The organism is Streptomyces sp. NPDC003943, from assembly GCF_053605265.1.
The window spans coordinates 17,647-40,568 of the sequence record NZ_JBSGIW010000079.1 but is presented as its reverse complement, the minus strand read 5'-3'; the positions used below and the strand labels follow the sequence as shown (position 1 = coordinate 40,568).

At 72.6% G+C, this 22,922-nt stretch carries 21 protein-coding genes; 7 read left to right on the top strand and 14 right to left on the bottom strand.

Going from position 1 to position 22,922, the window contains the following annotated elements; genetic code table 11:
• Positions 1-814 (bottom strand): IclR family transcriptional regulator (locus ACWEV0_RS27555; protein WP_453152180.1); only part of this gene is annotated, 814 nt, incomplete at its 3' end.
• A 162-nt stretch (positions 815-976) separates the two neighbouring features.
• Here ACWEV0_RS27555 and ACWEV0_RS27550 point away from each other — a divergent pair.
• Positions 977-2,161 carry a 4-hydroxybenzoate 3-monooxygenase gene (locus ACWEV0_RS27550; RefSeq protein ID WP_453152181.1) on the top strand — a complete coding sequence of 395 codons (1,185 nt, stop codon included), beginning with the start codon at positions 977-979 and terminating at the stop codon, positions 2,159-2,161.
• Between the two features lie 18 nt (positions 2,162-2,179).
• Here the strand turns inward: ACWEV0_RS27550 and ACWEV0_RS27545 are convergent, their stop codons facing one another.
• The 5 genes from ACWEV0_RS27545 to ACWEV0_RS27525 form a co-directional block, all read right to left on the bottom strand.
• Complete coding sequence (locus ACWEV0_RS27545) at positions 2,180-2,830, bottom strand: LutC/YkgG family protein (RefSeq protein ID WP_453152183.1); 651 nt, start codon at positions 2,828-2,830, stop codon at positions 2,180-2,182.
• A complete protein-coding gene (locus ACWEV0_RS27540) occupies positions 2,827-4,260 on the bottom strand; it encodes a lactate utilization protein B (RefSeq protein WP_453152184.1) in 1,434 nt (477 codons plus the stop codon). Before ACWEV0_RS27540 ends, ACWEV0_RS27545 begins: the two co-directional genes overlap by 4 nt.
• Positions 4,257-4,979: a (Fe-S)-binding protein gene (locus tag ACWEV0_RS27535; protein WP_453152186.1), complete on the bottom strand. Its 723-nt coding sequence runs from the start codon at positions 4,977-4,979 to the stop codon at positions 4,257-4,259. Before ACWEV0_RS27535 ends, ACWEV0_RS27540 begins: the two co-directional genes overlap by 4 nt.
• A 17-nt stretch (positions 4,980-4,996) precedes the next feature.
• Positions 4,997-5,452, bottom strand: coding sequence for a MarR family winged helix-turn-helix transcriptional regulator (locus tag ACWEV0_RS27530; protein WP_453152187.1), 456 nt, complete (start codon positions 5,450-5,452; stop codon positions 4,997-4,999).
• A 216-nt stretch (positions 5,453-5,668) separates the two neighbouring features.
• Positions 5,669-6,445, bottom strand: a complete 777-nt coding sequence (locus ACWEV0_RS27525) for a LysR family substrate-binding domain-containing protein (RefSeq protein ID WP_453152201.1) — start codon at positions 6,443-6,445, stop codon at positions 5,669-5,671.
• A 174-nt stretch (positions 6,446-6,619) separates the two neighbouring features.
• On the opposite strand from ACWEV0_RS27525, the gene ACWEV0_RS27520 reads away from it, so the two are divergent.
• Both ACWEV0_RS27520 and ACWEV0_RS27515 read left to right on the top strand, forming a co-directional pair.
• Positions 6,620-7,021, top strand: coding sequence for a DUF5997 family protein (locus ACWEV0_RS27520; RefSeq protein ID WP_453152188.1), 402 nt, complete (start codon positions 6,620-6,622; stop codon positions 7,019-7,021).
• Positions 7,022-7,303: 282 nt separating this feature from the next.
• Complete coding sequence (locus tag ACWEV0_RS27515) at positions 7,304-8,341, top strand: phosphotransferase (RefSeq protein ID WP_453152189.1); 1,038 nt, start codon at positions 7,304-7,306, stop codon at positions 8,339-8,341.
• Here ACWEV0_RS27515 and ACWEV0_RS27510 read toward each other — a convergent pair.
• Genes ACWEV0_RS27510 through ACWEV0_RS27500 form a run of 3 tightly spaced genes read right to left on the bottom strand, consistent with a single transcriptional unit; the run spans position 8,299 to position 10,420 of the window.
• A complete protein-coding gene (locus ACWEV0_RS27510; protein WP_453152190.1) occupies positions 8,299-9,141 on the bottom strand; it encodes a methyltransferase domain-containing protein in 843 nt (280 codons plus the stop codon). The genes ACWEV0_RS27515 and ACWEV0_RS27510 overlap by 43 nt on opposite strands.
• 2 nt (positions 9,142-9,143) lie before the next feature.
• On the bottom strand, positions 9,144-9,500 hold the full coding sequence (locus ACWEV0_RS27505) for a hypothetical protein (RefSeq protein ID WP_453152191.1): 357 nt from the start codon (positions 9,498-9,500) through the stop codon (positions 9,144-9,146).
• A gap of 5 nt (positions 9,501-9,505) precedes the next feature.
• Positions 9,506-10,420: a LysR substrate-binding domain-containing protein gene (locus ACWEV0_RS27500; RefSeq protein ID WP_453152192.1), complete on the bottom strand. Its 915-nt coding sequence runs from the start codon at positions 10,418-10,420 to the stop codon at positions 9,506-9,508.
• Between the two features lie 72 nt (positions 10,421-10,492).
• On the opposite strand from ACWEV0_RS27500, the gene ACWEV0_RS27495 reads away from it, so the two are divergent.
• A complete protein-coding gene (locus ACWEV0_RS27495; protein ID WP_453152193.1) occupies positions 10,493-11,452 on the top strand; it encodes a 4-hydroxy-tetrahydrodipicolinate synthase family protein in 960 nt (319 codons plus the stop codon).
• Here the strand turns inward: ACWEV0_RS27495 and ACWEV0_RS27490 are convergent.
• A complete protein-coding gene (locus ACWEV0_RS27490; protein WP_453152195.1) occupies positions 11,445-12,275 on the bottom strand; it encodes a hypothetical protein in 831 nt (276 codons plus the stop codon). The two genes, ACWEV0_RS27495 and ACWEV0_RS27490, sit on opposite strands and share 8 nt — an antisense overlap.
• A gap of 310 nt (positions 12,276-12,585) precedes the next feature.
• Here ACWEV0_RS27490 and ACWEV0_RS27485 point away from each other — a divergent pair, with 310 nt between their 5' ends.
• Entirely contained in the window at positions 12,586-13,239 is a 654-nt protein-coding gene (locus tag ACWEV0_RS27485) for an LppU/SCO3897 family protein (protein WP_453152196.1), read from the top strand.
• Between the two features lie 6 nt (positions 13,240-13,245).
• Here the strand turns inward: ACWEV0_RS27485 and fxsT are convergent, their stop codons facing one another.
• From fxsT to ACWEV0_RS27470, 3 genes are all read right to left on the bottom strand, one after another.
• The gene (gene fxsT / locus ACWEV0_RS27480; protein WP_453152197.1) at positions 13,246-17,163 is read right to left on the bottom strand and encodes an FxSxx-COOH system tetratricopeptide repeat protein; all 3,918 of its coding nucleotides are present in this window, start codon (positions 17,161-17,163) and stop codon (positions 13,246-13,248) included.
• A complete protein-coding gene (locus ACWEV0_RS27475) occupies positions 17,150-17,326 on the bottom strand; it encodes a hypothetical protein (protein WP_453152198.1) in 177 nt (58 codons plus the stop codon). The genes fxsT and ACWEV0_RS27475 overlap by 14 nt, the downstream gene beginning before the upstream one ends.
• A 407-nt stretch (positions 17,327-17,733) precedes the next feature.
• A complete protein-coding gene (locus tag ACWEV0_RS27470) occupies positions 17,734-18,096 on the bottom strand; it encodes a YrdB family protein (protein ID WP_453152199.1) in 363 nt (120 codons plus the stop codon).
• A gap of 296 nt (positions 18,097-18,392) precedes the next feature.
• On the opposite strand from ACWEV0_RS27470, the gene ACWEV0_RS27465 reads away from it, so the two are divergent.
• Complete coding sequence (locus ACWEV0_RS27465; protein ID WP_453152200.1) at positions 18,393-20,207, top strand: S8 family serine peptidase; 1,815 nt, start codon at positions 18,393-18,395, stop codon at positions 20,205-20,207.
• Between the two features lie 154 nt (positions 20,208-20,361).
• Here ACWEV0_RS27465 and ACWEV0_RS27460 read toward each other — a convergent pair whose 3' ends face one another.
• Positions 20,362-22,176: a S8 family serine peptidase gene (locus ACWEV0_RS27460; protein WP_453152200.1), complete on the bottom strand. Its 1,815-nt coding sequence runs from the start codon at positions 22,174-22,176 to the stop codon at positions 20,362-20,364.
• 296 nt (positions 22,177-22,472) lie between these two features.
• On the opposite strand from ACWEV0_RS27460, the gene ACWEV0_RS27455 reads away from it, so the two are divergent.
• Positions 22,473-22,835, top strand: coding sequence for a YrdB family protein (locus tag ACWEV0_RS27455; RefSeq protein WP_453152199.1), 363 nt, complete (start codon positions 22,473-22,475; stop codon positions 22,833-22,835).
• Positions 22,836-22,922 lie beyond the last annotated feature (87 nt).

Below are 22,922 nucleotides of genomic sequence, written 5' to 3'. Positions count from 1 at the left end.
GCCCAGGCCCTCCAGGGCGAGGAGCGTCGGCCGCGGCGCGCAGCCGCGGCAGCAGCGTCGTGCGCAGCGAGGCGGCGTCGTGCCGGCTGGTGTGGCTCACGGTGCTCAGCACGCACGCGATCCGTCCGTCCGGCCCGCGCACCGGCACCGCGAGCGCCACCAGTCCCGGCTCGACCAGCTGGTCGTCCACCGCGAAACCGGCCTCGCCCGCCTCGGCGACCCGGGCCGCGAAGTCACCGCCGGCCACCGCGCCCGAGCGGCCCGGGGGCAGGGCGGGGAAGCCGAGCCCCGCCGGATCGGCCGTCCGGCGCTGCCGCCACCGCTCCCACTCCGGTTCGTCCCACTCCGAGGCGAACAGCACGCCCGGCGCGGTGCGCTCCACCGGCAGCAGATCGCCGATGCGGAAGCTCACCGACATCGCCCGGCGCCGGGTCGCCTGGTGGACGAAGCGGATGCCGTCGCCGTCGGCGACCGCGAGCGACACCGACTCGTCCAGCTCGTCCGCGAGCGCGTCGGCGCGCCCGCCCAGCAGGTCGGGCAGCCGCACGGAGGCGAGGTAGGCGTTGCCGAGTTCGAGCAGCCGGGGCGCGAGCACGATGTCGCGGCCCTCGATCCGTACGTATCCCATGCGGGCGAGCGTGCCGGTGACCCGGTCGACCGTGGAGCGGGCGAGTCCCGTGGCGCGTTCGAGTTCGCCGACCGCGAGGCGGCCGCCCGCGTCGGTGAGCCGGCGCAGCACGCCGAGGCCGCGCAGCAGGGGCGTCACCGCCTCGGGCGGCGCGCCGGCGGTCGTGTCGTGGGGTGTCGGTGGCATCGGCTCTCCGTCGTGGATCTTCGCTCCACCGTAGTGAATACGCGTGCGGCACGGACACGGCACCCCGTTGACAGGCGGGCCCGGCCGCGACCAGACTCCCAGCATAGTGAAGAAGTCTTCACTATGCGAACAACCCTTGATTCGACGCGACGAGGAGACCTCATGCACACCACCGTCGGCATCATCGGCGGCGGCCCCTCCGGCCTGCTCCTGGCCCGCCTGCTGCACCGCGCCGGCATCGACAGCGTCGTCCTGGAGAGCCGCGACCGCGCCTACGTCGAACAGCGCCAGCGCGCCGGCATCCTCGAACAGGCCACCGTCGACGCCCTGCGCGCCGTCGGCGCGGGCACCCGCCTCGACGCCGAGGGCCTCCCGCACGACGGCATCGAGCTCCGCCACGACGGCCGCGCCACCCGCATCGACTTCCCCGCCCTGACCGGCGGCCGGCGCGTCTGGGTCTACGCCCAGACCGAGGTGGTCAAGGACCTCGTCGCCCTCCAGCTCGCCGAAGGCGGCCCGCTCCTCTTCGAGGCCGAGGCCGTCGCCGTCGAGGGTGCCGACACCGACCGCCCCCGCATCCGCTACACCCGCGAGGGCCGCGAACAGATACTCACCTGCGACTACGTCGTCGGCTGCGACGGCTACCACGGCGTCACCCGCCGCGCCGTCCCCGAGACCGCGCAGCGCACCTTCGAGCGGACCTACCCCTACTCCTGGCTCGGCATCCTCGCCGACGCCCCGCCCGTCTACGACGAGCTGATCTACGCCCACTCCGAGCGCGGCTTCGCCCTCGCCAGCATGCGCTCGCCGTCCGTCAGCCGGCTCTACCTCCAGGTCCCCAACGGCACCGACCCGGCCGACTGGCCCGACGAGCGCGTCTGGGACGAACTCGACGCCCGCCTCGCCCTGAGCGCCGACCCCGGCTGGCGCCTCACCCGCGGCACCGTCACGCAGAAGGCCGTGCTGCCGATGCGCAGCTCCGTCACCGAGCCGATGCGCTTCGGCCGGATCCTCCTCGCCGGAGACGCGGCGCACATCGTGCCCCCGACCGGCGCCAAGGGCCTCAACCTGGCCGCCGCCGACGTCATCGTCCTCGCCCGAGCCTTCGCCCACCTGCACAAGACCGGCTCCACCGAGCTCCTCGACGCCTACTCCGACACCTGCCTGCGCCGGGTCTGGCGGGCCGAGCACTTCTCGTACGCCATGACCACCACCCTGCACGCCGACCCGGCCCAGTCGCCCTTCGACACCCGTCTCCAGCAGTCCCAGCTGGACCGCATCGCCACCTCCCCGCACGCGGCCGCCGAACTCGCCGAGAACTACACCGGGTTGCCGCTCGACGTCTGACGGGAGACCGCCGGGCGGCTACGCCCCGGGCGACTCCGAGAGCAGGACCACCTCCAGGCGGCGCGGCCCGTGCACCCCCTCCACCCGGTCGAGCTCGATGTCGCTCGTCGCCGACGGCCCGGAGATCCAGGTCAGCGGCCGCTCCGGCGCCAGCCGGGGCAGCGCGAGCGGCACCGACGCCACCACCTGCTCCGGCACCCGCACGACACACAAGTGCAGATCCGGTACGAGGGTCAGAGCGCGGCGCCCCTGGGCCTGGCCGCCGTCGAGGACGATCGTGCCCGTCTCGGCGACGGCGACCGCGCAGCCGGTCACCACCGCGTCCGTCGCGTCCAACTGAAGGGCCGTCAGAGGCCCGTCGTCGCCCCGGAGTTCGACGTCCGCGCCCAGCCCCGACAGCCACTCCGACGGCAGCCCGGGCGGTACGGCGACACTGCGCGCACCGTGCGCGGCGAGCAGCCGGCCGATCAGCTCCGCGAGTCCGTCGGACCCGGTGCGGTGGACGACGGCGCGGTAGTCGGCGAGGTTCTCGTGCAGCAGATCGACGAGCGCGGCCGGATCGTCCGGTGCGTGCTGCCGCCGATAGCGGCGCTCCGGCTCGGGCGCCTCCGGGGCGCCGGCGACGGCGGCCCGGATCCGGGCGAGGACCAGCTCTCTGGAAGAGGTCATGAACGGTTCTTCCTCCACCACTCGCGGAACGGCTCCGCCGGCATCTCCGGCAGGTCACGGCTCTCGGTCCAGGACCCGGCGCCCGGCGGGTTCCTCGGGTGCAGGGCGCGGGTCCGGGCGGCGAGGCGCTCCCCGGCGGCGAGCACGCCCGGCCGGTCGAGCACCCAGCCCGCGGCCTTGACCGCCGCGCGTTCGAGCCGGTGCCCGGGGCCGCCCTGCGCCGCGACCCGCTCGCGCAGGTGCACGAGCACCTCGGGGATGTCGATGGCGACCGGGCACACCTCGTAGCAGGCCCCGCAGAGCGACGAGGCGTACGGCAGCGAGGCGTCGACCTCGCTCGCAGTACCGCGCAGCTGGGGAGTGAGGATCGCGCCGATCGGGCCCGGGTAGACGGAGCCGTAGGCATGGCCGCCGGCCCGCTCGTACACCGGGCAGACGTTCAGGCAGGCCGAGCAGCGGATGCAGCGCAGCGCCTGGCGGCCGGTCGCGTCGGCCAGGACGTCGGTGCGGCCGGCGTCGAGCAGCACCAGATGGAAGTTCTCGGGCCCGTCGCCGTCGGTGGTGCCGGTCCACATCGAGGTGTACGGGTTCATCCGCTCGGCGGTCGAGGAGCGGGGGAGCGTCTGCAGGAAGACCTCCAGGTCCCGCCAGGTGGGCACGACCTTCTCGATGCCCACGACCGAGATCAGGGTCTCGGGGAGGGTGAGGCACATCCGGCCGTTGCCCTCGGACTCGACCACGACGAGCGTGCCGGTCTCGGCGACCATGAAGTTGGCGCCGGAGACGCCGACCTTGGCGCGCAGGAACTTCTCGCGGAGATGGAGCCGGGCGGCTTCGGCGAGTTCGGCGGGATCGTCGGTGAGGTCCTCGGGGGCCGGGCGGCCCCAACGGGCCATCTCGGAGCGGAAGACGTCCCGGATCTCGCCCCGGTTGCGGTGGATCGCCGGGACGAGGATGTGCGAGGGCCGGTCGTCGCCCAACTGGACGATGAGTTCGGCGAGATCGGTCTCGTAGGCGCGGATGCCCTCGGCCGCCAGGGCCTCGTTGAGGCCGATCTCCTGGGTGGCCATCGACTTGACCTTGACGACCTCATGCTGCTCAAGGTCACTGCCGCCGGTCGCTTTGACCAGGTCGGCGACGATCCGGTTGGCCTCGGCGGCGTCCGCCGCCCAGTGCACCGTGCCGCCCGCCGCGGTCACCGCCTCCTCCAACTGGACGAGATAGCGGTCGAGGTGACGGAGCGTGTGGTCCTTGATGCGCCGCCCCGCCTCCCGCAGCTCCGCCCAGTCGTCGAGCTCGGCGACCGCACGGGCCCGCTTGTCGCGGATGGTGTGGGTGGCGTGCCGCAGGTTGGCGCGGAGCGTCTCGTCGCGCACCGCGTCGTGCGCGGCCTTCGGGAAGGCGGGCATGCCGAGAAAAGTGCCGCTCATGCCAGGGGCTCCTCTTCCGTGCTCGCCAGGATCTCCGCGAGGTGCACCGGCCGCATCTCCGGGAACACCTTCATCCGGCTCATCGTGCCACCCAGGTGCATCAGGCACGAGCTGTCCGCCCCGCACAGCACCTCGGCCCCGGTCGACACGGCGTTGCGGACCTTGTCCGCGCCCATCGCCGCCGACACGTCCGGGTTCTTCACCGCGAACGTGCCGCCGAAGCCGCAGCACTCCTCCGCGCCGGGCAGTTCGACCAGCTCCAGGCCCTTGACGGCTTCGAGCAGCCGGCGCGGCCGGTCGCCGAGCCCGAGGAGGCGCAGCCCGTGACAGGAGGGGTGGTAGGTGACCCGGTGCGGGAAGTACGCGCCGACGTCGGTCACACCGAGGACGTCGACCAGGAACTCCGTCAGTTCGTAGGTCCGCGGCCCGAGTTCGGCGGCGCCGGGGCCGAACTGCGGGTAGTGGCGGCGGATCATCGCGGCGCAGGAACCGGAGGGGGTGACCACGTACTCGTACCCCTCGAAGGCGCGCACCGTCCGCCGGACCAGGGGAGCGGTCTCGGCGCGGTAGCCCGTGTTGAACTGCGGCTGCCCGCAGCAGGTCTGGGCGGCCGGGAAGTCGACGGTGACGCCGAGGCGTTCGAGCAGCCGGACGGTCGCCACCCCCGTCGCCGGATACAGGGCGTCGTTGACGCAGGTGACGAACAGGGCGACGCGCATGTGCGGGGTCCTCCGGGTCAGGGGCGCGGCCAGGGCCGCCCGTCGAGTCGTTCGATGTCCCGGTTGAAGCGTTCCAGGACGGCGGCGAAGTCCGCCACCTCCCGGGGCGTCCAGTCGGCGAGCACCCGTTCCAGGCCCTCGACGTTGTAGGAGCGGTCGGCGTCCAGGCGCCGCTCGCCCTCCTCGGTGATGCGGAACTTGCGGGCGATGCCGCCGGCCGGGTCGGGAATCCGCTCGACGACCCCGGCCCGCAGCATGGCCGCCGTCTGCCGGTTGAGCGTGGAGGCGTCCAGGCCGAAGGCGTCGCTGAGCTGGCTGATGGACATCGGCCCGTCCATCCGGATGCGGGTGAGCAGGAGGTACGCGCTCCGGTCGAGGTTGCCGCCGGCCGCCCGTGAGCGCGGCGCGTGGAGCAGCGAGTACCGCGCCAGGAGCATGGTCTCGAACTCGATCAGATGCGTGGGCTTGTCCATCGGCTCAGGATAGGCAGCGGGCAGTGATTGTGCATGTTGCACATCATGTGTACCTTGCACATCGCCGGCGATGTGCCACCCGTCGTTCGCCGTCCAAGGAGCTTCCATGCCCGCCACCACGCCCGCCGCCCGCCCCCAACGCGGGCGGCGATCTCAGCGGCGTGGTGCTGCCGGTGGACGGGGGCTGGTCGGCGGTGCGAGCCGGCCCGCCGCCGGTCACGACCTGCGGCGCGGCTTCCCGGAGCGACCGCTCTTGGGGGCCGCGCCGCCGCCGGTGCGGCCGCCGCCCGGCTTCTGCCCCTGCTTGGACTGCTGCCGCTGCCCGGCGGCCTTCGGCTTCGCCGAGCGTCCGCCCTTCGTGCCCTTCGCGTCCTTCGCGCCCGTGTCCTTGGTCTTGGCCGTCTTCTCGTCGGGGCGCCGGCCGCGCGAACTGTTCACGGTCCGCCCGCGCACGATCCCGATGAAGTCCTCCACCAGATCGGTGGTCGCCTCCTCCGGCCAGGACAGTGCCACCTGCGACTGCGGAGTCCCCGTGATCGTCCGGTACGTGAGGTCCTTGCGGTGGTGGAGCCGCGCGAGCGACTGCGGCACGATCAGCAGCCCGATCCCCGCCGCCACCAGCTCGATCGCGTCGGCCGTCGTCGCCGGGCGCTCGAACGCGGGCTGTCCCGGCGGGCCGTCCCAGTCCAGCGTGTCGTCCAGCGGATGCAGCACGATCTCGTCGGCGACGTCCTCGACGGTCACCTCGTCCGCCGCCGCCACCACGTGGTCCTTGGGGCACACGACGACGGTCAGCTCCGTGTAGAGCGGGATGGCGCTGAGCTCCGTACGGTCCACGGGCAGGCGTACGAAACCGGCGTCGGCACCGCGCTCCCGCAGCAGCGCCGCGGCCTCGCCCGGCTGCACCTGCAGCAGCTCGAGCGGCACGTCGGGCAGCCGCTCCTGCCAGATCCGCACCCACTTGCCCGGCGTCACGCCCGGCACGTACGCCAGCCGGAACGACGGAGCGGCCGGGGCCGGCGCCGGGGCCGCAGCCGGGGCCTCAGCTGGGGCCGGGGCGGCCGCGGAAGCGGAGGGAGCGGGGGTGGGGGAGGTGTCCGAGCCTGTCACCAGGCCAGATTACCGGCCGTGGTCGGCGGCGGCGCCCCTGGCCGATATTCTTGTCGCATGACGCAGCACCAGACCGCCCAGACCATGAAGCCCGCCACCGCGGCGAAGAAGCTGGGTGTGTACCTCGATGCCACCCCCGCCGAGTTCCGCGAGGGTGTCGTCTCCCGTGCCGAGCTCAACGCCCTCCAGACCGATCCGCCGGAGTGGCTGCGCGAGCTGCGCCGCACCGGACCGCACCCCCGCCCCGTCGTGGCGGCCAAGCTCGGCATCTCCATCTCCGGCCTCGCCCGCGGCGGCGTCACGGAGGCGCTCACCACCGAGCAGATCGAGGCCCTCAAGGCAGAGAACCCCGAGTGGCTCCAGAAGGAGCGCGCCACCCAGGCGGAGGTCCGCAAGGAGACCGTCCGCATCAAGGAGATGCACGCAGAGAAGGCGGCGCGGGCGCAGCAGCAGGACTGAGCCCGGGGCGGCCCGGGCCCTGGCGGCCCGGACCGCCCCGCCGCCGCCCTGGACCGCCGGCACAGCCGTGATCCGGCCGCGCCGGCTCCAGCCGCACCGCCGTAGCTCGGGTGCGTCGGCTTCGCCCGTACTGCCGTGTTCCGGGTACGTCGGCTTCGCCCGTACTGCCGTGTTCCGGTTGCGTCGGCTTCGCCCGTACCGCTGTGATCAAGACGCGTGCACTCTGCCCGTACCGTCGTAATTCGGATGCGTCGGCTCTGCCCGTAGTGCTGCAATCGCCGGATGTCACGCGAGACCGAGACACCGGCCGTGCCGGTGACAGACGTGCCCATCACGCTCGACCGCGGGCGGTTCGCCGACGCGGTCACGCCCTGGGAGGACACCGGCTGGCGGGCGGCCGCCCTGGAGTGGGCGGAGCGGGGCCTGGCCCGCCACGGTCTGGCCGAGGCCGGACCGCGCGAGGCGCGGATCAGGCCCTGGTCGATCCTCGTCCGCTTCCGTACCGGAACGAACGCGCGCGACGCGGTCTGGTTCAAGGCGAGCGCGCCCGCCGCCGGGTTCGAGGCGGCGCTCGGAAGCGCGCTCGCCGAGTGGGTGCCCGAGCACGTGATGACGCCGCTCGCGGTCGACGCCGAACGCGGCTGGTCGCTGCTGCCCGACGGGGGCCCGCTCTTCCGGAAGGTCCTCGACGCCGGGGCGGCCGGGCCGGCCGACTGGCCGGCGGCGGTGGGGCAGTACGCGCGGATGCAGCGCGCCCTGACCCCGTACGCCGACCGGATGACCGAGCTGGGCGTGCCCAGCGCCCGGACCGCCCATCTGCCCGGGATCTTCGACCGGCTCGTCGAGGAGAACCCGACCCTGGCCCCGGACGCCCGGCGGTCGCTGCGGGCCCGGCGCCCGCGGCTGCTCGACTGGTGCGCGGAGCTCGACGCCCTCGGCATCCCCGACTCGCTCGACCACTGCGACCTGCACGACGGCCAGGTCCTCGCCCCCGCCCCCGGGCGCTTCACCTTCTTCGACTGGGGCGACGCCGGGGTGGCGCACCCCTTCGCCAGCCTCCTCGTCCCGGCGCGTGACGTGCGCGAACGGTACGGGCCCGAGGCGGTGGCGGGCGTCCGCGACGCGTATCTGGAGCCCTGGACGGACCTCGGCGCGCCGCTGCCCGAGCTGCGCCGCGCCGCGACCCTCGCCGTCCGCCTCGCCGCCATCGGCCGGGCGGTCTCGTGGGGCCGGCTGTTCCCCGGCACACCGGCCGGGGACTGCCACGAGGCGAGCGCCTACTGGGTCGAGGAACTGTTCGCCGAGCCCGACCTGCTCTGACCGCCGTCCGGTCGCCGGTCCCGCCGGGCGACGAGGTGCAGCAGCCGGGCGGTGTGCCGGTACGGGGCCCGTCCGGCTGCCGCGATCTCCAGGCGCTCCAGACGGGCGTAGTACCCGGGGTCGAACTTCACCGTGTCGTCGGGGATGTAGTCGCAGAACACCCGGATCCCGTAGTGGTGCACCTCGCCACATCCCAGCGTGCGGAGCGTCGCGGTCAGTTCCTCGGCCGTGTGCAGCCGCAGCTCGGCGTCGAACATCCCGGTGTGCACGGTCGGCGCGTCGAGCGCCTCCAGGACCGCGTCGGGATCCATCGTCCGCACCGCCGAACGCAGCGCCTCCGAATGGCGGTTCATGGCGATGACCGACACGAGCCCGCCCTCGCGCAGCGCCCCGAGCGCCACGCCGAGCGTCGCCGCCTCGTCCGGCATGTACGGCAACAGGCCGTGGCAGAGCGCCACATCGAACCCGCCGTCCGCCAACTCGGCTGGCAGAGCCCCCACTTCGGCCTGCACGCAGGTGATCAGGTCTGCCACGCCCGCCTCGGCCGCGCGCCGCGCCGCGGTCGCCAGCATGGCCGGCGCGTAGTCGACGACGGTCACGTGGTGGCCGCGAACAGCCAGCCGGACCGCGTCGCCGCCGTCCCCGCCGCCGAGGTCGAGCACGCGCAGCGGCCCACTGCTCAACTCGGCGAGATGAGGCGCCAGATCGGCCTCGGCCACGGCGTAGCGCAGCCGTCCCCACGGTGCCTCCTGCCAGTCCTGCCATGCTGCGACGCCCTGGTCGAAACTCTGCGAAGCCACCGTCACCCCTTCTCGTTGTCGCCGTTGTCGCGGAAATGTCGGTCCAGGTAGTCGATCAGTGCCGGCTCCTTCCCGCGCAGGGCCTCGCGCCGCTCGGCGGGAAGGCCCGCCAGGACGTCCACGAGCACCCGCCTGCGCGGGACGTCGACCATGTTCCCGGCGTACAGCCGGCACTCCGGACACCAGGCGAAGCCGACGCACCGCTCGTAGAGCTCGGACTCGGGCGGGTGGAAGCGGTACTGGTACGAACGGATGGGCGTCCGGCAGTCGGCGCAGACCCGTCGCTCTCCGTCGGCGACGCTCTCCAGGCCGCCCTTGATCCACCTGTACCGGTCCTGCGGCCGTCTCTGTATGCGCACGGGGATCATCCTGCCCGCAACCGCTCCGGTACGGAGTCCCGCAGCGCCCCGATCAGCGCCGCGACCGCCGGATGCGCGCCGGCTCCGCTGCGGAACGCGATCCGGGTCCGGCGACGCACCGGCAGTGCCGTCAGGCGCACTCCGGTCGGCGGGTCCGTCGCTCCCAACTCCGGGACGACAGCCACACCCTGACGGGCCGCCACGAAGGCGAGCACCGTCGCGAACTCGTCCACCTGGTGCCGTACGCGCGGCACGAACCCCGCCGTCCGGCACACCTGCTCGGTCACCGCCCGGCACAGCGTGTCGGGAGCCGCCATGATCCACGGCGCGTCCCGCCAGTGCGCGAGCACCGCCAGGCCGACGGAGCCCTCGGAGTTCTCTGGTGCCGGCGCGGGCGAGGCCAGGTACATCCCCTCCTCGCACAGCGGTTCGGCAGCGAGTCCCGGCTCCAGGGGCGACGGCACCAGGTCGTAGTCGTGGACCAGGGCCACGTCGAGGTCGCCCGCCCGCAGTGCGTGCGCCACTCCGGCCGGATCGGTCTCGGAGACCATCGGCTCCAGGGCCGGATGGCGGGCGGCGAGCAGGACGAGGGCCTCCGGCACGATCGCGCGGGTCGCGGTCGGGAAGGCGCCGATCCGCAGTGGACCGGCCGGCCCGCGCCGGGCCTCGGCGAGCTCGGCCGCCGCCTGCTCCAGGCGTTCGAGTACGGCCTCCGCGTGCCGTACGAGGTTCTCCCCGGCCGGAGTGAGCCGCACCCCGCGGCCGGAGCGTTCCAGGAGCGCCACCCCGGCCTCCCGTTCCAGGGTGCCGAGCTGCTGCGACACCGCCGAAGGGGTGAACGACAGGGCGTCGGCGACCGCGGCGATGGTGCCGCGCAGGGCCAGTTCGCGCAGCAGGCGCAGACGTCGCACATCGAGCATCAGCTCAGCTTACGCTTCGCATCAAAAACGCGAACTGGACCTGAGGGGTCGGCCGCCCGCACCCTCGACGGCATGGCACAGGACTTCATCCCGCACGGGATCCACGTACCGCTCGTCACGCCCTTCGCCCGCGACGGCCGCCCCGACCTCGACGCCCTGGCGGGGCTCGCGCACTCCGTCCTCGACGACGGCGCCGCCGGGCTCGTCGCGCTCGGCACGACCGGCGAGGCCGGCGCCCTCGAACCCGAGGAGCGCCGGGCCGTCGTCGACACCTGCGCCCGGGTCTGCCGGGAACGCGACGCGCAGCTCGTCGTCGGCGCCGGAAGCGGCGCCACCGCCTCCGCCGGCCGTGACCTCGTCGCACTCGCCCGGTGGCCCGAGGCCCGGGCGGCCCTGGTCATCGTCCCGGCCTTCGTGCGCCCCTCGCAGGAGGGGGTGATCGCCCACTTCACCCGGCTCGCCGCCGACAGCCCCGTACCGCTGGTCGTCTACCACATCCCGTACCGCACCGGCCGCTCGCTCGACGCCGCCACCCTCCGCGCCCTCGCGGCCGTCCCCGGCGTGATCGGCGTGAAGCACGCCGTCGGCGGCATCGACCAGGACACCGTCGACCTCCTCGGCGACCTGCCGCCCGGCTTCGCCGTCCTGGCCGGCGACGACACCTTCGCGTCCCCGCTGCTCGCCCTCGGCGCCGCCGGCGGCATCCTCGCCTCGGCGCACCTGGCCACCGACCGCTTCGTCCGGCTCGCCGCGGCCTGGCGCGACGGCGACGCGCCCCGCGCCCGCGCCCTCGGACACCGCCTCGCCCGCCTCTCGGCCCGGCTGTTCGCCGAGCCCAACCCGGTGGTCGTCAAGGCCGTCCTGCACGCCCAGGGCCGCATCCCCACCCCCGACGTCCGCCTCCCGCTCCTCCCGGCGTCCGAGGCGTCGGTGGCGGCGGCCCTGGCGGAACTGGCCGCGCTCGACGCCTCGGATGGGCGAAGTACGCCTGTGACAGCTGAACCGAACCCGTCCGTGGGCACATTCAGGTAGTGATGAGCACCATGATCATGACGCCGTCGAGGGCAAGGCCCAAGCACAAGCAGCCTAGGGAGAGGACGACGTACACGACTGTGCGACGCCCCGAGCGGTGGACGACCACCTTCTCCGGGTCCTGCGGGTCGTAGGCGACCTGGATGCTCTCGGCGCCGGCCCTGCCGTCCACAGTTCGGCTCACGCCCGCAGTGTCCGTGTAGACGTACGTCCTTGAGCTGCCGAGCCGGTCAGGTGTATCAGCGGCGTTCGCCGCTTCGACGGTGATGCCGTGCCGAGTCAGCTGCCACCCCCTGAACGCTGCCCACATCCCCGCGGCGCCGCCTGCGGTGGCCCCCGCGGCTACCAGGCCGTTGAACAGGGTGACGACCGCCAGGATGACGCCGCTCAGCCCGCCCTCCCGGATCCCGATGGTCAGGGCTAGGGCGACGATCAGGAGGCCAACGGCGAGCGCTCCCCACCTCGGGATGCGCTGCCTCCTCTCCGCCGGGGACGTGGTCAGGACTCGCGTGGCGACGAGGCCGGAGCCGTCGACGACCACGTCCCCTTCGGCGCGCTCGGGCAGGGCGCGGTTCACGGCCTCGGCGAAGACCCTGGCTGCTGCCTCGCTCACACCGCCGACCCGGCGGACGGCCGGCGCCACCCCGGCCGCGGCGGTCAGCTCGATGGTGACCGACCGACCCTCGGCGCGTATCCGTTCGATCGCCACCAGAGGAATGCGCAGTTCCTCGTGCGGGCGGCTCAGGAGCAGCACCGCGCCCTCGGCACGCAGGACGGTGCCCTTGCTCCCCTGCAGGACGGGTATGGGCGATGTGATCGACATGATCGTGATCGTAGAGCGTCTCCCGCGGCTCGAAGCGGGATTGCCGCTGCCGCAATCGGCCCTCCGTCACCCCCAGCAGAGTCAGGCTCGCCCGGCTGGTATCGGCGAAGAGCTCGGGATGGAACTCCGTGGCCGGTCGGGGGCCGTACAACGGAGAGTGCACCATCGCCCCTTTACGGACACGGCCTGGTCGGCTCCGGCCGGGCAGCCGCGTCACGAACGCGGAACCGTGGCATGTACACGGCGCGTCCTCCTGTGTGCGCCGGGTGAGCGGAACCCCGGCGCATCACGCCCGAAGCAGGAGGACTCGATGGCCACGCCCGGCACGACCCCGCCCCCCGCCCGGAAGAGCGGCGGCTGCCTCTCGGCGCTGCTGATCATCGCCGTCATCCTCGGCCTCGCCTACGGGGCCTCCAAGTTCTTCGACGACAAGAACAAGTCGTCCTCGTCCTCGTCCTCCTCGTCGTCCTCCGGCGACAAGGACGGCTCCTGGAACGTCGGCGACTGCGGCGGCCCCGACCCGGACGACGCCCCCGACGGCTACCGCGCGGTCGACTGCGGCGACTCCGGCGCGACCTTCAAGGCGCTCGCGGTGATGGACGCCAGCATCCTGCCCGACGCCATCCAGTGCCCGGCCGGCACCGACCTCATCATCCAGGTCAAGATCTCCTTCGGCTCCGGTGGCGACAAGAGCGGCGGCATCCCCAGCAAGACCGTCTGCGGACGCAACCTCTCCGGCACCCACCCGGGCGACGCGGGCGCCGGCGGCGGCCAGCTCGTCAAGGGCGACTGCGTGACCTCCACGGCCCAGGAGGTGCCCTGCGCCCAGGCCGCCGGCAGCGGCTACAAGGTGCTCGACCTGACCAAGGACGTGAAGCAGTGCCCGTCCGGCACCACCGAGCCCATGCGACTCACGCTCGCGATCGGACGCCCGTACGACGTGATCTGCGCCGCCAAGGTCTGAGCACCGTCACACCGTGTGCGCCTCGAAGTCCCAGAAGGGGCGCAGACGTTGGCGAGCCGCGACGGTCTGCGGATGTCGGGCGCCGAGGGTGCGGGCGAGCGTGCGGAGGGCCGTGTCCTCCAGCTTGCCGGCCTCCTCGGCATTCCGTAGGTCCCGCAGGCCGGCGGAGAGCGCGACCTGGCAGGAAAGGGTGAACGGATGCTCGTTGCCGAGAGCCTCCCCGGCCCTCAGCAGGGTTTCGCGGCCGAGCTCGACGCCGTAGTCGAACAGGCCGTTGAGGGTGCGGGCCGCTCCGGTGTTCAGGGCGCAGCCGAGGACCCAGGGGTGATCGGCGCCGAGTGATTCGGTCAGCCCCACGAGCGCGGCCTCCAGGAGGTCGAGCGCGCCGGCCCCTTCGCCCGCGGCCTGCATCGCGAGCGCGGTGCTGATCAGCATGCCGATGGCGACGGGGTGGGCGGAACCGAACAGGTCCCGGAAGCCGGCCTCGGCCTCGTCGACGAGCTCGCGGGCCTCGTCGACGTCGCCGTGCTCCCGAAGGAAGTTGCCGTAGTCGTTGAGGAAGCTCAGCGTCGCGTGATGGCCGCGGCCGTGAACCTGTTCGAGATCCTCGAGAACGGCGGCCATGGCGGCGCCGAGGTCCGGGTGGAGGGCGCCCCCGCTTCGCCGGCACCGGATCAGCTGGACGCGGGCTTCGAGGGTCTGTGGATGCAGGGAGCCCAGCACCAGCTCGTGCATCCGCAGCGTGGACTCCTGGCGGGCCAGGGCCTCCCCGTAGCGGCCGAGCAGCCGCAGGTCCTGGGCGACGGCGAGGCCGGTGGCGAGGGTGGTGACGGTCTGCGGGAGGAGCGCGCGCTCGCTGCGCGCGAGCGTGGCGGTGTCGTGTTCGAAAGCGTCTTCGTAGCTGCCGAGGAGCCGGAGTCCGCGTCCGAGGTCGTTGCGGGCGGCGAGGGTGACGACGTCCGTGTCGCCGAGCAGCCGGTGCGCCTCGCTCAGCGTCCGGTGCTGAAGGTCGTCGGCCTCCTGGTACCGGCCGAGGTGGCGAAGGTCGCTCGCGAGGGCGCCGTCGCAGAGCATGTTGCCGAGCTCGTTGGCGGGGACGGCCTCGCCGAGCCGCTCGCGCAGCCCGAGGTCCACACGCTGGGCGTCGTAGACGCGTCCCTCGGCCCGCAAAAGGCTGCTCTCCTGGACGGTGAGATCGAGCATCGGCTCGGCGAGTGGATCCATGAACTCGGTCCAGGCGGCGCGGATCCTCTCGGCGAGGCGGATCCCGGTGCGGTACTCGCCGCTGTGCACGCTGTAGCGCAGGCAGTTGAGCACGGTGTTCTGGATGCCCCGGCTGCCACTGGTGAGAGCTCCGGAGGGTTCGAGGTGGGGCAGGAGGTCGGCGTAGGAGGGCCAGCCGCGGCTGTCCAGGGGGTTGCCGGGGTCCGCCCAGGGGAGCACGCTGCGGACGGCTTGGCGGTAGGCGTCGCGGCCGTCGCCGTCGGTGAGCTCGGCGACGATGTCGTGGACGTGCCGGTGCATGTGCACCGTGTCCGGGTAGGTGACAAGGGCGCGGGTCTCGCGGGTGAACAAGGAGTAATCGACGAGGGTGTCCAGGGCCCGGTTCCATGCTCGCGCGTCGCCGACCATCCACCGCTGTTCCTTCGGCAGATCCACGGGGAGTTCACGCACGATGCCGAGCGGGATCCGCCCAGGTCCGAACGCCGCGGCAAGGTTGAGAACGTCGAAGGCTTGTGGGTGGTCGCGCCGGAGCTCCGCCAAGAGGATCGACCAGTTGGCGAAGGAGTCGTCGGGGACTCCCGCCACGGCCGCGGGGCCCCCGAAGAGGGAGACCCGCCGTCCCTGGACCATCCGCAGGTACGCGGCGACCTCCATCCCGGATTCGCCGAGCCGGGCGGCGAGCTGGGCGAGCGCCAGCGGCACGTCGCCGAATTCGGCGGCGACTTCATCGGCCTCGGACGCGGTGATGTGCGGGGCGCGCCGCATCAGGTAGGCGGTGGACTCGGTCCGGTCGAAGCCGGGGACCTCGATGACATCGGTGTGCCCGCCCCAGCCACGGTTGCGCGACGTGATCAGTACATGCCCAGTGCCCTGGGGCAGGACGGCCTCGGCGTCGTCGGTGTCGTCCCAGCCGTCGAAGACGACGAGCCAGCGGGAGTGCGGGTCGCCCCGGCGCAGCGCCTCGCGGACGGCGCGGATGCGTTCGCCGGGCTCGTTGCCGGTGGAGAGGCCGAGCTCGACGGCGAGTTCGCCGAAGCGATCGCGCAGGACGGTGCGGTCGTCGGAGTTCACCCACCACACGACGTCGTAGTCGGAGCTGAAGCGGTGGGCGTACTCGGCGGCGATCTGGGTCTTGCCGATGCCGGACATGCCGAGCAGGGTGCACGTCGCACTGCCCCGTTCGGAGTCCATGAGCCGCGTCTGGAGCGTGGTGAGCAGGTCCTCCCGGCCGGTGAAGCGCGGGTTGCTGCGCGGGACCTCGCCCCAGATCGTGGGCGGGGTGTCCGGGTAACGGACGCGAGAGCCCGGCAGGTCGGCGAGGGCGGATCGGCGGCGAGGCTCGACGCAGAGCCGGCTCAGCAGCCGCTTCTCCGCCTCCTCCTCGCCGATGGACCAGAGGCTTGCCGGCTCCAGCACTCTGGCCGCCGGGAGCAGGGTCCGGTTGGTGATGTCGACCGCGGCGAACCGCTCGGCGTGGGCCGCGACGAAGCCGCGCAGCACCTCGTTCCACTCGTCCGCCGAACGTGGGCCGACGCCGAAGATCCGGTCGCTGAGGACGAGAAGGACCCTGCCGCGAGCGAGCAGCAGGTCCTTGAAGTAGTCCTCCAGGGGCACCTCCCGCAGCGGATCCCAGCGCTGCAGCGCCACGCGGCAGCCGTGGGTCTCCAGCCGCTGGGCGAGCCACGCCGCCCAGGGGCGGTGGTAGCCGGGAAAGACGACCGTGAGGTGCCGGAGGTCCTCCGGGCTCGTCGTGGGCGCCTGCCCGCCTTCTCGTACGTCCGTGCTCGGTGTGGGTCTCGCCTCGGCCTGCTCCTTCCGCTCCCTGAGGAGCGCCACCTCCTCCTGGAGTTCCACGCAGCGCTGCTCGACGCCCGCAACGCGCTGCTCCGTCGCCCTCAGTGCCTCGCGCAGTTCCGCCACCCGTCGGAGGAGCGCCCTGCTCCACGCCGCGTCCGGGCGGCCGTACGCGGCGTTCGTCACCCAGGGCAGGTCGCCCGTCGCGTTCTGTCCGAACTGCTGGGGTTCCGGGGAGCCGCGTTCGAGGAGTGCCGACCGGGACGCCTGCCATATGGTGTTGAGCGTCAGTTCGGGGCCGGCCGCGGGCAGGCCACTCTCGAGGATGTCGATCAGGACCCCGGTGAACTCGGGGTAGGGCTGCTCGTCGTGGGCGAAGGCCCGCTGGGTGCTGGAGGCCGAGGTCAGCAGGTACGTGCCCTCGACCGTCTGTTCGGAGAGCTCCGCCCGGGTGATGCCCTGCGGCCCCATGCTGCCGGCCAGTCCGCTGTAGCAGCAGTCGAGCAGCACGATGCGCCGCCTGGCCCGGTTTCCGGCCCGGAGCGTCCGGCGGACGTCGTCGTAGACGATGCTGCCGATCTGCGGATGCTCGTCGTCCGCGCCGGTCAGGGCCAGATGAAGCTGTTGTCCGCCTCTGTCGCGCAGTCCGTGTCCCGCGAAGTACAGCAGCAGGGTGTCCGTGGTGGCCTGGGCCGCCTCCTTGATCGCGGCGAGGATCTCGTCCCGCCCCGCCTGAGCGCCGAAGACCGTGACGTTGTCCTCGTGCAGCCCCCAGACCGCGGGGTCCCGAAGCAGCTCGGCCAGGCGGTCGCGCCCTCGGCCGACGGGGCGCAGTGAGGGCAGGTGCCGGTACTCCTCGATGCCGATCAGCACGGCACGGCTCGCCCCTGGGTCAGGAAGCGCCACCGTCTTCTCCGCCCTCGCGCTCGCCGTCGGAGCCCTGCTGATCGTCCGCGGGAGCCAGGAGTTCCACGATGCGCGCGGCGGTCTCCGGCGAGGCGTCGGTCACCGTGATCCGGGCGCCGTCCCGCTCGATGACCACGGCCGCGTCCTGCCGGCGACGGGGCAACGAGGCACGGAAGGCCATGTGCGCGTAGAGAGCCCGGCGGCCGAGAAGCCCGATCCCACGAGCAGTTGGATCCAGCCGGACGGGTCCCCGCTCATCGCACCGGAACCCCTGCCGGGCTCGCCTCCCGACCGGGAGATCTCCGCGTGGAGACCCACCCCCCGGTCCTCGGTGAGCCAGTCGTGGAGCGCCTGCGTGAGCTCTTCGTCCTCCGGGCCCTGCTCGGACCCGTCGGAAGCCACCACCAGCCGGATCTGCATACGATTCCCCCTTCTGGCCGCCGTCCCGCAGGGAGATTCTGCACGGTGAGCGTCCGGGTGAACCTCAGTTCTCGACCCTCGTTCGGTTCGCGCACTGATTTCGTGCACTGATGCCGTGCACCGATTCCGCGAACCGCATTCGTGTGCCGGTCAGCGGTGCATCGCCGCCCGGCGGTCCACCGTCGCGACAGCCGTGTTCACGAGGGCGACGACCCCGAAGGCGAGGGCCCATGCGGGGTGCCCGACGCCGTACAGCGCGGCCACCGCGGAGCCGAAGACCAGCGCCTTCACGGCGAGGATCCCCGGCAGCGGGACCGGGACGCGTGCCTTGGGCGCGGCGAACAGGCCCCACACGACGGCCGCCGCGGCGGGCGCCGCGACGGCGATAACCAGCCGCAGGGCGACGGGCGCCACGCTCTCCCAGCCCCACCAGGCGAGGCAGCCGAGGGCCGCGAGTTCCAGGAGGAACGCGAGGCCCTCGTTGAACACGTGCAGGGGAGTGGGGAGTCTCATGGAGGTCATTCTGCGCCAGGATCGCACCGATCGCGCCTGCCGGTGTTCACTTCTCGACCAACCTCGATCGACTCGCCAACCAGCCTCACCAGACGGTCGCATGACGTTTCGTCAGATCAACAATGCGTAACGGAAAAGGATACGGCGGGCGGAATCCTTCCCTCCGGTAGTGGCGTCCTGGGATCTTGCGTCCACCCCACACCACACAGGGCCCGGCCGGTGCCACCCGCACCACCGGACCATCGGAGGACGCAGTGTTTTCCCACATATCGAACCGGATATCGCACCGGCTGAGAATGCCGGTCGCGGCCGCGGCCGTCGTAGGCGCCACCGTCGCCCTCGCCACCCCCGCCCAGGCCACCATCGAGCCCACGGGCGGGCCCCGGACCCAGGCCCCCGCCGCCAAGTCCGCCCCGCGGACGGCCGCCACGACGCAGCAGATCGCCGGCGTGCAGCAGACCGCCGGCGCCTGGGCCGCCGGCACCCGCGCCTATCTGGTGATCACGACGCCCGGCGACACCACCGCCGTCCGCAACGCGGTCGCCGCCAACGGCGGCAGCGTCTTCGCCTCCTACGACGCCATCGGCGTCGTCGTCGCCCACTCGACCTCCGCCTCCTTCGCCGCCACGATGCGCGGCGTGACCGGCGTCCAGCAGGTCGGCGCGACCCGTACCTCCGACGTCCCCGCGGACGCGTACAACCCGGCGCTGCCCGCCAACCCGAGTCAGTCCACGACCACGCTGACCGAGTCGAACCGCTGGGACATGACCCAGATCAAGGCGGACCAGGCGTGGGCCGTCACCACCGGCTCCGCGTCCGTGAAGGTCGGCGTCCTCGACACCGGCGTCGACGACCAGCACCAGGACATCGCGCCCAACTTCGACGCCGCCGACTCCGTCTCCTGCGCCTACGGCAAGGCCGACACCCGCGTCGGCGCCTGGCGGGACGTCGACACCCACGGCACGCACGTCGCCGGCACCATCGCCGCCGCGAAGAACGGCAAGGGCGTCATCGGTGTCGCGCCCGGCGTGAAGATCGCCTCGGTCCGCATCGCGGAGCCCACGAGCACGCTGTTCTACGCCGAGAACACCGTCTGCGCCCTGATGTGGGCGGGTGACCACGGCTTCAAGGTCACCAACAACAGCTACTACACCGACCCGTGGCAGTTCAACTGCCCGGACAACGCCGACCAGGCCGCCATCATCGAGGGCGTCCGGCGCGCCCAGGCGTACGCCGAGTCCAAGGGCTCGCTGCAGGTCGCCGCGGCCGGAAACTCCAACTACGACCTGGCGAACAAGACGACCGACAGCGACAGCCCCAACGACTCCACGCCGGTCACCCGCACCATCACCAACGCCTGCCTCGACATCCCGACCGAGCTGCCCGGCGTCGTGACGGTCGCCGCCCAGGCCAGCGGCGGCGCCAAGGCCTCGTACTCCAACTTCGGCAACGGCGTCATCGACATCGCCGCGCCCGGCGGCGACGGCACGACCGGTGTCTACTCGACGCTCCCGGGCGGCAAGTACGGCACCAAGAGCGGCACGTCGATGGCCTCCCCGCACGTGACGGGCGTCGCCGCGCTCATCGCCAGCGTCAACCCGACGTACACCCCGGCGGACATCCGTGCCGCGCTCGCCGCGCAGGCCACGGACAAGGCGTGCCCCGCCGACACCCGCTGCACCGGCACCACCGCCAACAACGGCTTCTTCGGCGAAGGCGCGGTCGACGCCCTGAAGGCGGTCTCGGGCTCGACCCCGCCGCCCACCGGCCCGTACTTCGAGAACCTGACCGACGTCGCGATCCCCGACAACACCACCGTCGAGAGCCCGATCACGGTCTCCGGCGTCACGGGCAACGCCCCCGCCACCCTCAAGCTCGGCGTCGACATCAAGCACACCTACCGCGGCGACCTCGTCGTCTCCCTCGTCGCGCCCGACGGCACCGTGTACCTGCTGGAGGACTTCCCGAACAGCGACAGCACGGACGACGTCCTCAAGACCTACACGGTCGACGCCTCCGCCGAGACGGCGAACGGCGTCTGGAAGCTCCGCGTCCAGGACACCGCGACCCAGGACACGGGCCGCATCGACGCCTGGAACCTGACCTTCTAGGCCTCCCGGTCCACTGGGACCGCCCGGTCCTCGTGGACCTGTTCGCACCGTGAACGCGCGGTGAGCCCCCGGGAGTCGACTCCCGGGGGCTCACCGCGCGTTCACGGTGCGAACAGGTCCACGAGGACCGGGCGGTCCCAGTGGACCGGGAGGCCTAGAAGGTCAGGTTCCAGGCGTCGATGCGGCCCGTGTCCTGGGTCGCGGTGTCCTGGACGCGGAGCTTCCAGACGCCGTTCGCCGTCTCGGCGGAGGCGTCGACCGTGTAGGTCTTGAGGACGTCGTCCGTGCTGTCGCTGTTCGGGAAGTCCTCCAGCAGGTACACGGTGCCGTCGGGCGCGACGAGGGAGACGACGAGGTCGCCGCGGTAGGTGTGCTTGATGTCGACGCCGAGCTTGAGGGTGGCGGGGGCGTTGCCCGTGACGCCGGAGACCGTGATCGGGCTCTCGACGGTGGTGTTGTCGGGGATCGCGACGTCGGTCAGGTTCTCGAAGTACGGGCCGGTGGGCGGCGGGGTCGAGCCCGAGACCGCCTTCAGGGCGTCGACCGCGCCTTCGCCGAAGAAGCCGTTGTTGGCGGTGGTGCCGGTGCAGCGGGTGTCGGCGGGGCACGCCTTGTCCGTGGCCTGCGCGGCGAGCGCGGCACGGATGTCCGCCGGGGTGTACGTCGGGTTGACGCTGGCGATGAGCGCGGCGACGCCCGTCACGTGCGGGGAGGCCATCGACGTGCCGCTCTTGGTGCCGTACTTGCCGCCCGGGAGCGTCGAGTAGACACCGGTCGTGCCGTCGCCGCCGGGCGCGGCGATGTCGATGACGCCGTTGCCGAAGTTGGAGTACGAGGCCTTGGCGCCGCCGCTGGCCTGGGCGGCGACCGTCACGACGCCGGGCAGCTCGGTCGGGATGTCGAGGCAGGCGTTGGTGATGGTGCGGGTGACCGGCGTGGAGTCGTTGGGGCTGTCGCTGTCGGTCGTCTTGTTCGCCAGGTCGTAGTTGGAGTTTCCGGCCGCGGCGACCTGCAGCGAGCCCTTGGACTCGGCGTACGCCTGGGCGCGCCGGACGCCCTCGATGATGGCGGCCTGGTCGGCGTTGTCCGGGCAGTTGAACTGCCACGGGTCGGTGTAGTAGCTGTTGTTGGTGACCTTGAAGCCGTGGTCACCCGCCCACATCAGGGCGCAGACGGTGTTCTCGGCGTAGAACAGCGTGCTCGTGGGCTCCGCGATGCGGACCGAGGCGATCTTCACGCCGGGCGCGACACCGATGACGCCCTTGCCGTTCTTCGCGGCGGCGATGGTGCCGGCGACGTGCGTGCCGTGGGTGTCGACGTCCCGCCAGGCGCCGACGCGGGTGTCGGCCTTGCCGTAGGCGCAGGAGACGGAGTCGGCGGCGTCGAAGTTGGGCGCGATGTCCTGGTGCTGGTCGTCGACGCCGGTGTCGAGGACGCCGACCTTCACGGACGCGGAGCCGGTGGTGACGGCCCACGCCTGGTCCGCCTTGATCTGGGTCATGTCCCAGCGGTTCGACTCGGTCAGCGTGGTCGTGGACTGACTCGGGTTGGCGGGCAGCGCCGGGTTGTACGCGTCCGCGGGGACGTCGGAGGTACGGGTCGCGCCGACCTGCTGGACGCCGGTCACGCCGCGCATCGTGGCGGCGAAGGAGGCGGAGGTCGAGTGGGCGACGACGACGCCGATGGCGTCGTAGGAGGCGAAGACGCTGCCGCCGTTGGCGGCGACCGCGTTGCGGACGGCGGTGGTGTCGCCGGGCGTCGTGATCACCAGATAGGCGCGGGTGCCGGCGGCCCAGGCGCCGGCGGTCTGCTGCACGCCGGCGATCTGCTGCGTCGTGGCGGCCGTCCGCGGGGCGGACTTGGCGGCGGGGGCCTGGGTCCGGGGCCCGCCCGTGGGCTCGATGGTGGCCTGGGCGGGGGTGGCGAGGGCGACGGTGGCGCCTACGACGGCCGCGGCCGCGACCGGCATTCTCAGCCGGTGCGATATCCGGTTCGATATGTGGGAAAACACTGCGTCCTCCGATGGTCCGGTGGTGCGGGTGGCACCGGCCGGGCCCTGTGTGGTGTGGGGTGGACGCAAGATCCCAGGACGCCACTACCGGAGGGAAGGATTCCGCCCGCCGTATCCTTTTCCGTTACGCATTGTTGATCTGACGAAACGTCATGCGACCGTCTGGTGAGGCTGGTTGGCGAGTCGATCGAGGTTGGTCGAGAAGTGAACACCGGCAGGCGCGATCGGTGCGATCCTGGCGCAGAATGACCTCCATGAGACTCCCCACTCCCCTGCACGTGTTCAACGAGGGCCTCGCGTTCCTCCTGGAACTCGCGGCCCTCGGCTGCCTCGCCTGGTGGGGCTGGGAGAGCGTGGCGCCCGTCGCCCTGCGGCTGGTTATCGCCGTCGCGGCGCCCGCCGCGGCGGCCGTCGTGTGGGGCCTGTTCGCCGCGCCCAAGGCACGCGTCCCGGTCCCGCTGCCGGGGATCCTCGCCGTGAAGGCGCTGGTCTTCGGCTCCGCGGTGGCCGCGCTGTACGGCGTCGGGCACCCCGCATGGGCCCTCGCCTTCGGGGTCGTCGCCCTCGTGAACACGGCTGTCGCGACGGTGGACCGCCGGGCGGCGATGCACCGCTGACCGGCACACGAATGCGGTTCGCGGAATCGGTGCACGGCATCAGTGCACGAAATCAGTGCGCGAACCGAACGAGGGTCGAGAACTGAG

Bases quoted from the DNA above. Each gene is read 5' to 3' on its own strand.
- ACWEV0_RS27550 (WP_453152181.1), top strand. From the start codon at position 977: ATGCACACCACCGTCGGCATCATCGGCGGCGGCCCCTCCGGCCTGCTC.
- ACWEV0_RS27545 (WP_453152183.1), bottom strand. From the start codon at position 2,830: ATGACCTCTTCCAGAGAGCTGGTCCTCGCCCGGATCCGGGCCGCCGTC.
- ACWEV0_RS27540 (WP_453152184.1), bottom strand. From the start codon at position 4,260: ATGAGCGGCACTTTTCTCGGCATGCCCGCCTTCCCGAAGGCCGCGCAC.
- ACWEV0_RS27535 (WP_453152186.1), bottom strand. From the start codon at position 4,979: ATGCGCGTCGCCCTGTTCGTCACCTGCGTCAACGACGCCCTGTATCCG.
- ACWEV0_RS27530 (WP_453152187.1), bottom strand. From the start codon at position 5,452: ATGGACAAGCCCACGCATCTGATCGAGTTCGAGACCATGCTCCTGGCG.
- ACWEV0_RS27520 (WP_453152188.1), top strand. From the start codon at position 6,620: ATGACGCAGCACCAGACCGCCCAGACCATGAAGCCCGCCACCGCGGCG.
- ACWEV0_RS27515 (WP_453152189.1), top strand. From the start codon at position 7,304: ATGTCACGCGAGACCGAGACACCGGCCGTGCCGGTGACAGACGTGCCC.
- ACWEV0_RS27500 (WP_453152192.1), bottom strand. From the start codon at position 10,420: ATGCTCGATGTGCGACGTCTGCGCCTGCTGCGCGAACTGGCCCTGCGC.
- ACWEV0_RS27495 (WP_453152193.1), top strand. From the start codon at position 10,493: ATGGCACAGGACTTCATCCCGCACGGGATCCACGTACCGCTCGTCACG.
- ACWEV0_RS27490 (WP_453152195.1), bottom strand. From the start codon at position 12,275: ATGTCGATCACATCGCCCATACCCGTCCTGCAGGGGAGCAAGGGCACC.
- ACWEV0_RS27485 (WP_453152196.1), top strand. From the start codon at position 12,586: ATGGCCACGCCCGGCACGACCCCGCCCCCCGCCCGGAAGAGCGGCGGC.
- ACWEV0_RS27470 (WP_453152199.1), bottom strand. From the start codon at position 18,096: ATGAGACTCCCCACTCCCCTGCACGTGTTCAACGAGGGCCTCGCGTTC.
- ACWEV0_RS27465 (WP_453152200.1), top strand. From the start codon at position 18,393: ATGCCGGTCGCGGCCGCGGCCGTCGTAGGCGCCACCGTCGCCCTCGCC.
- ACWEV0_RS27460 (WP_453152200.1), bottom strand. From the start codon at position 22,176: ATGCCGGTCGCGGCCGCGGCCGTCGTAGGCGCCACCGTCGCCCTCGCC.
- ACWEV0_RS27455 (WP_453152199.1), top strand. From the start codon at position 22,473: ATGAGACTCCCCACTCCCCTGCACGTGTTCAACGAGGGCCTCGCGTTC.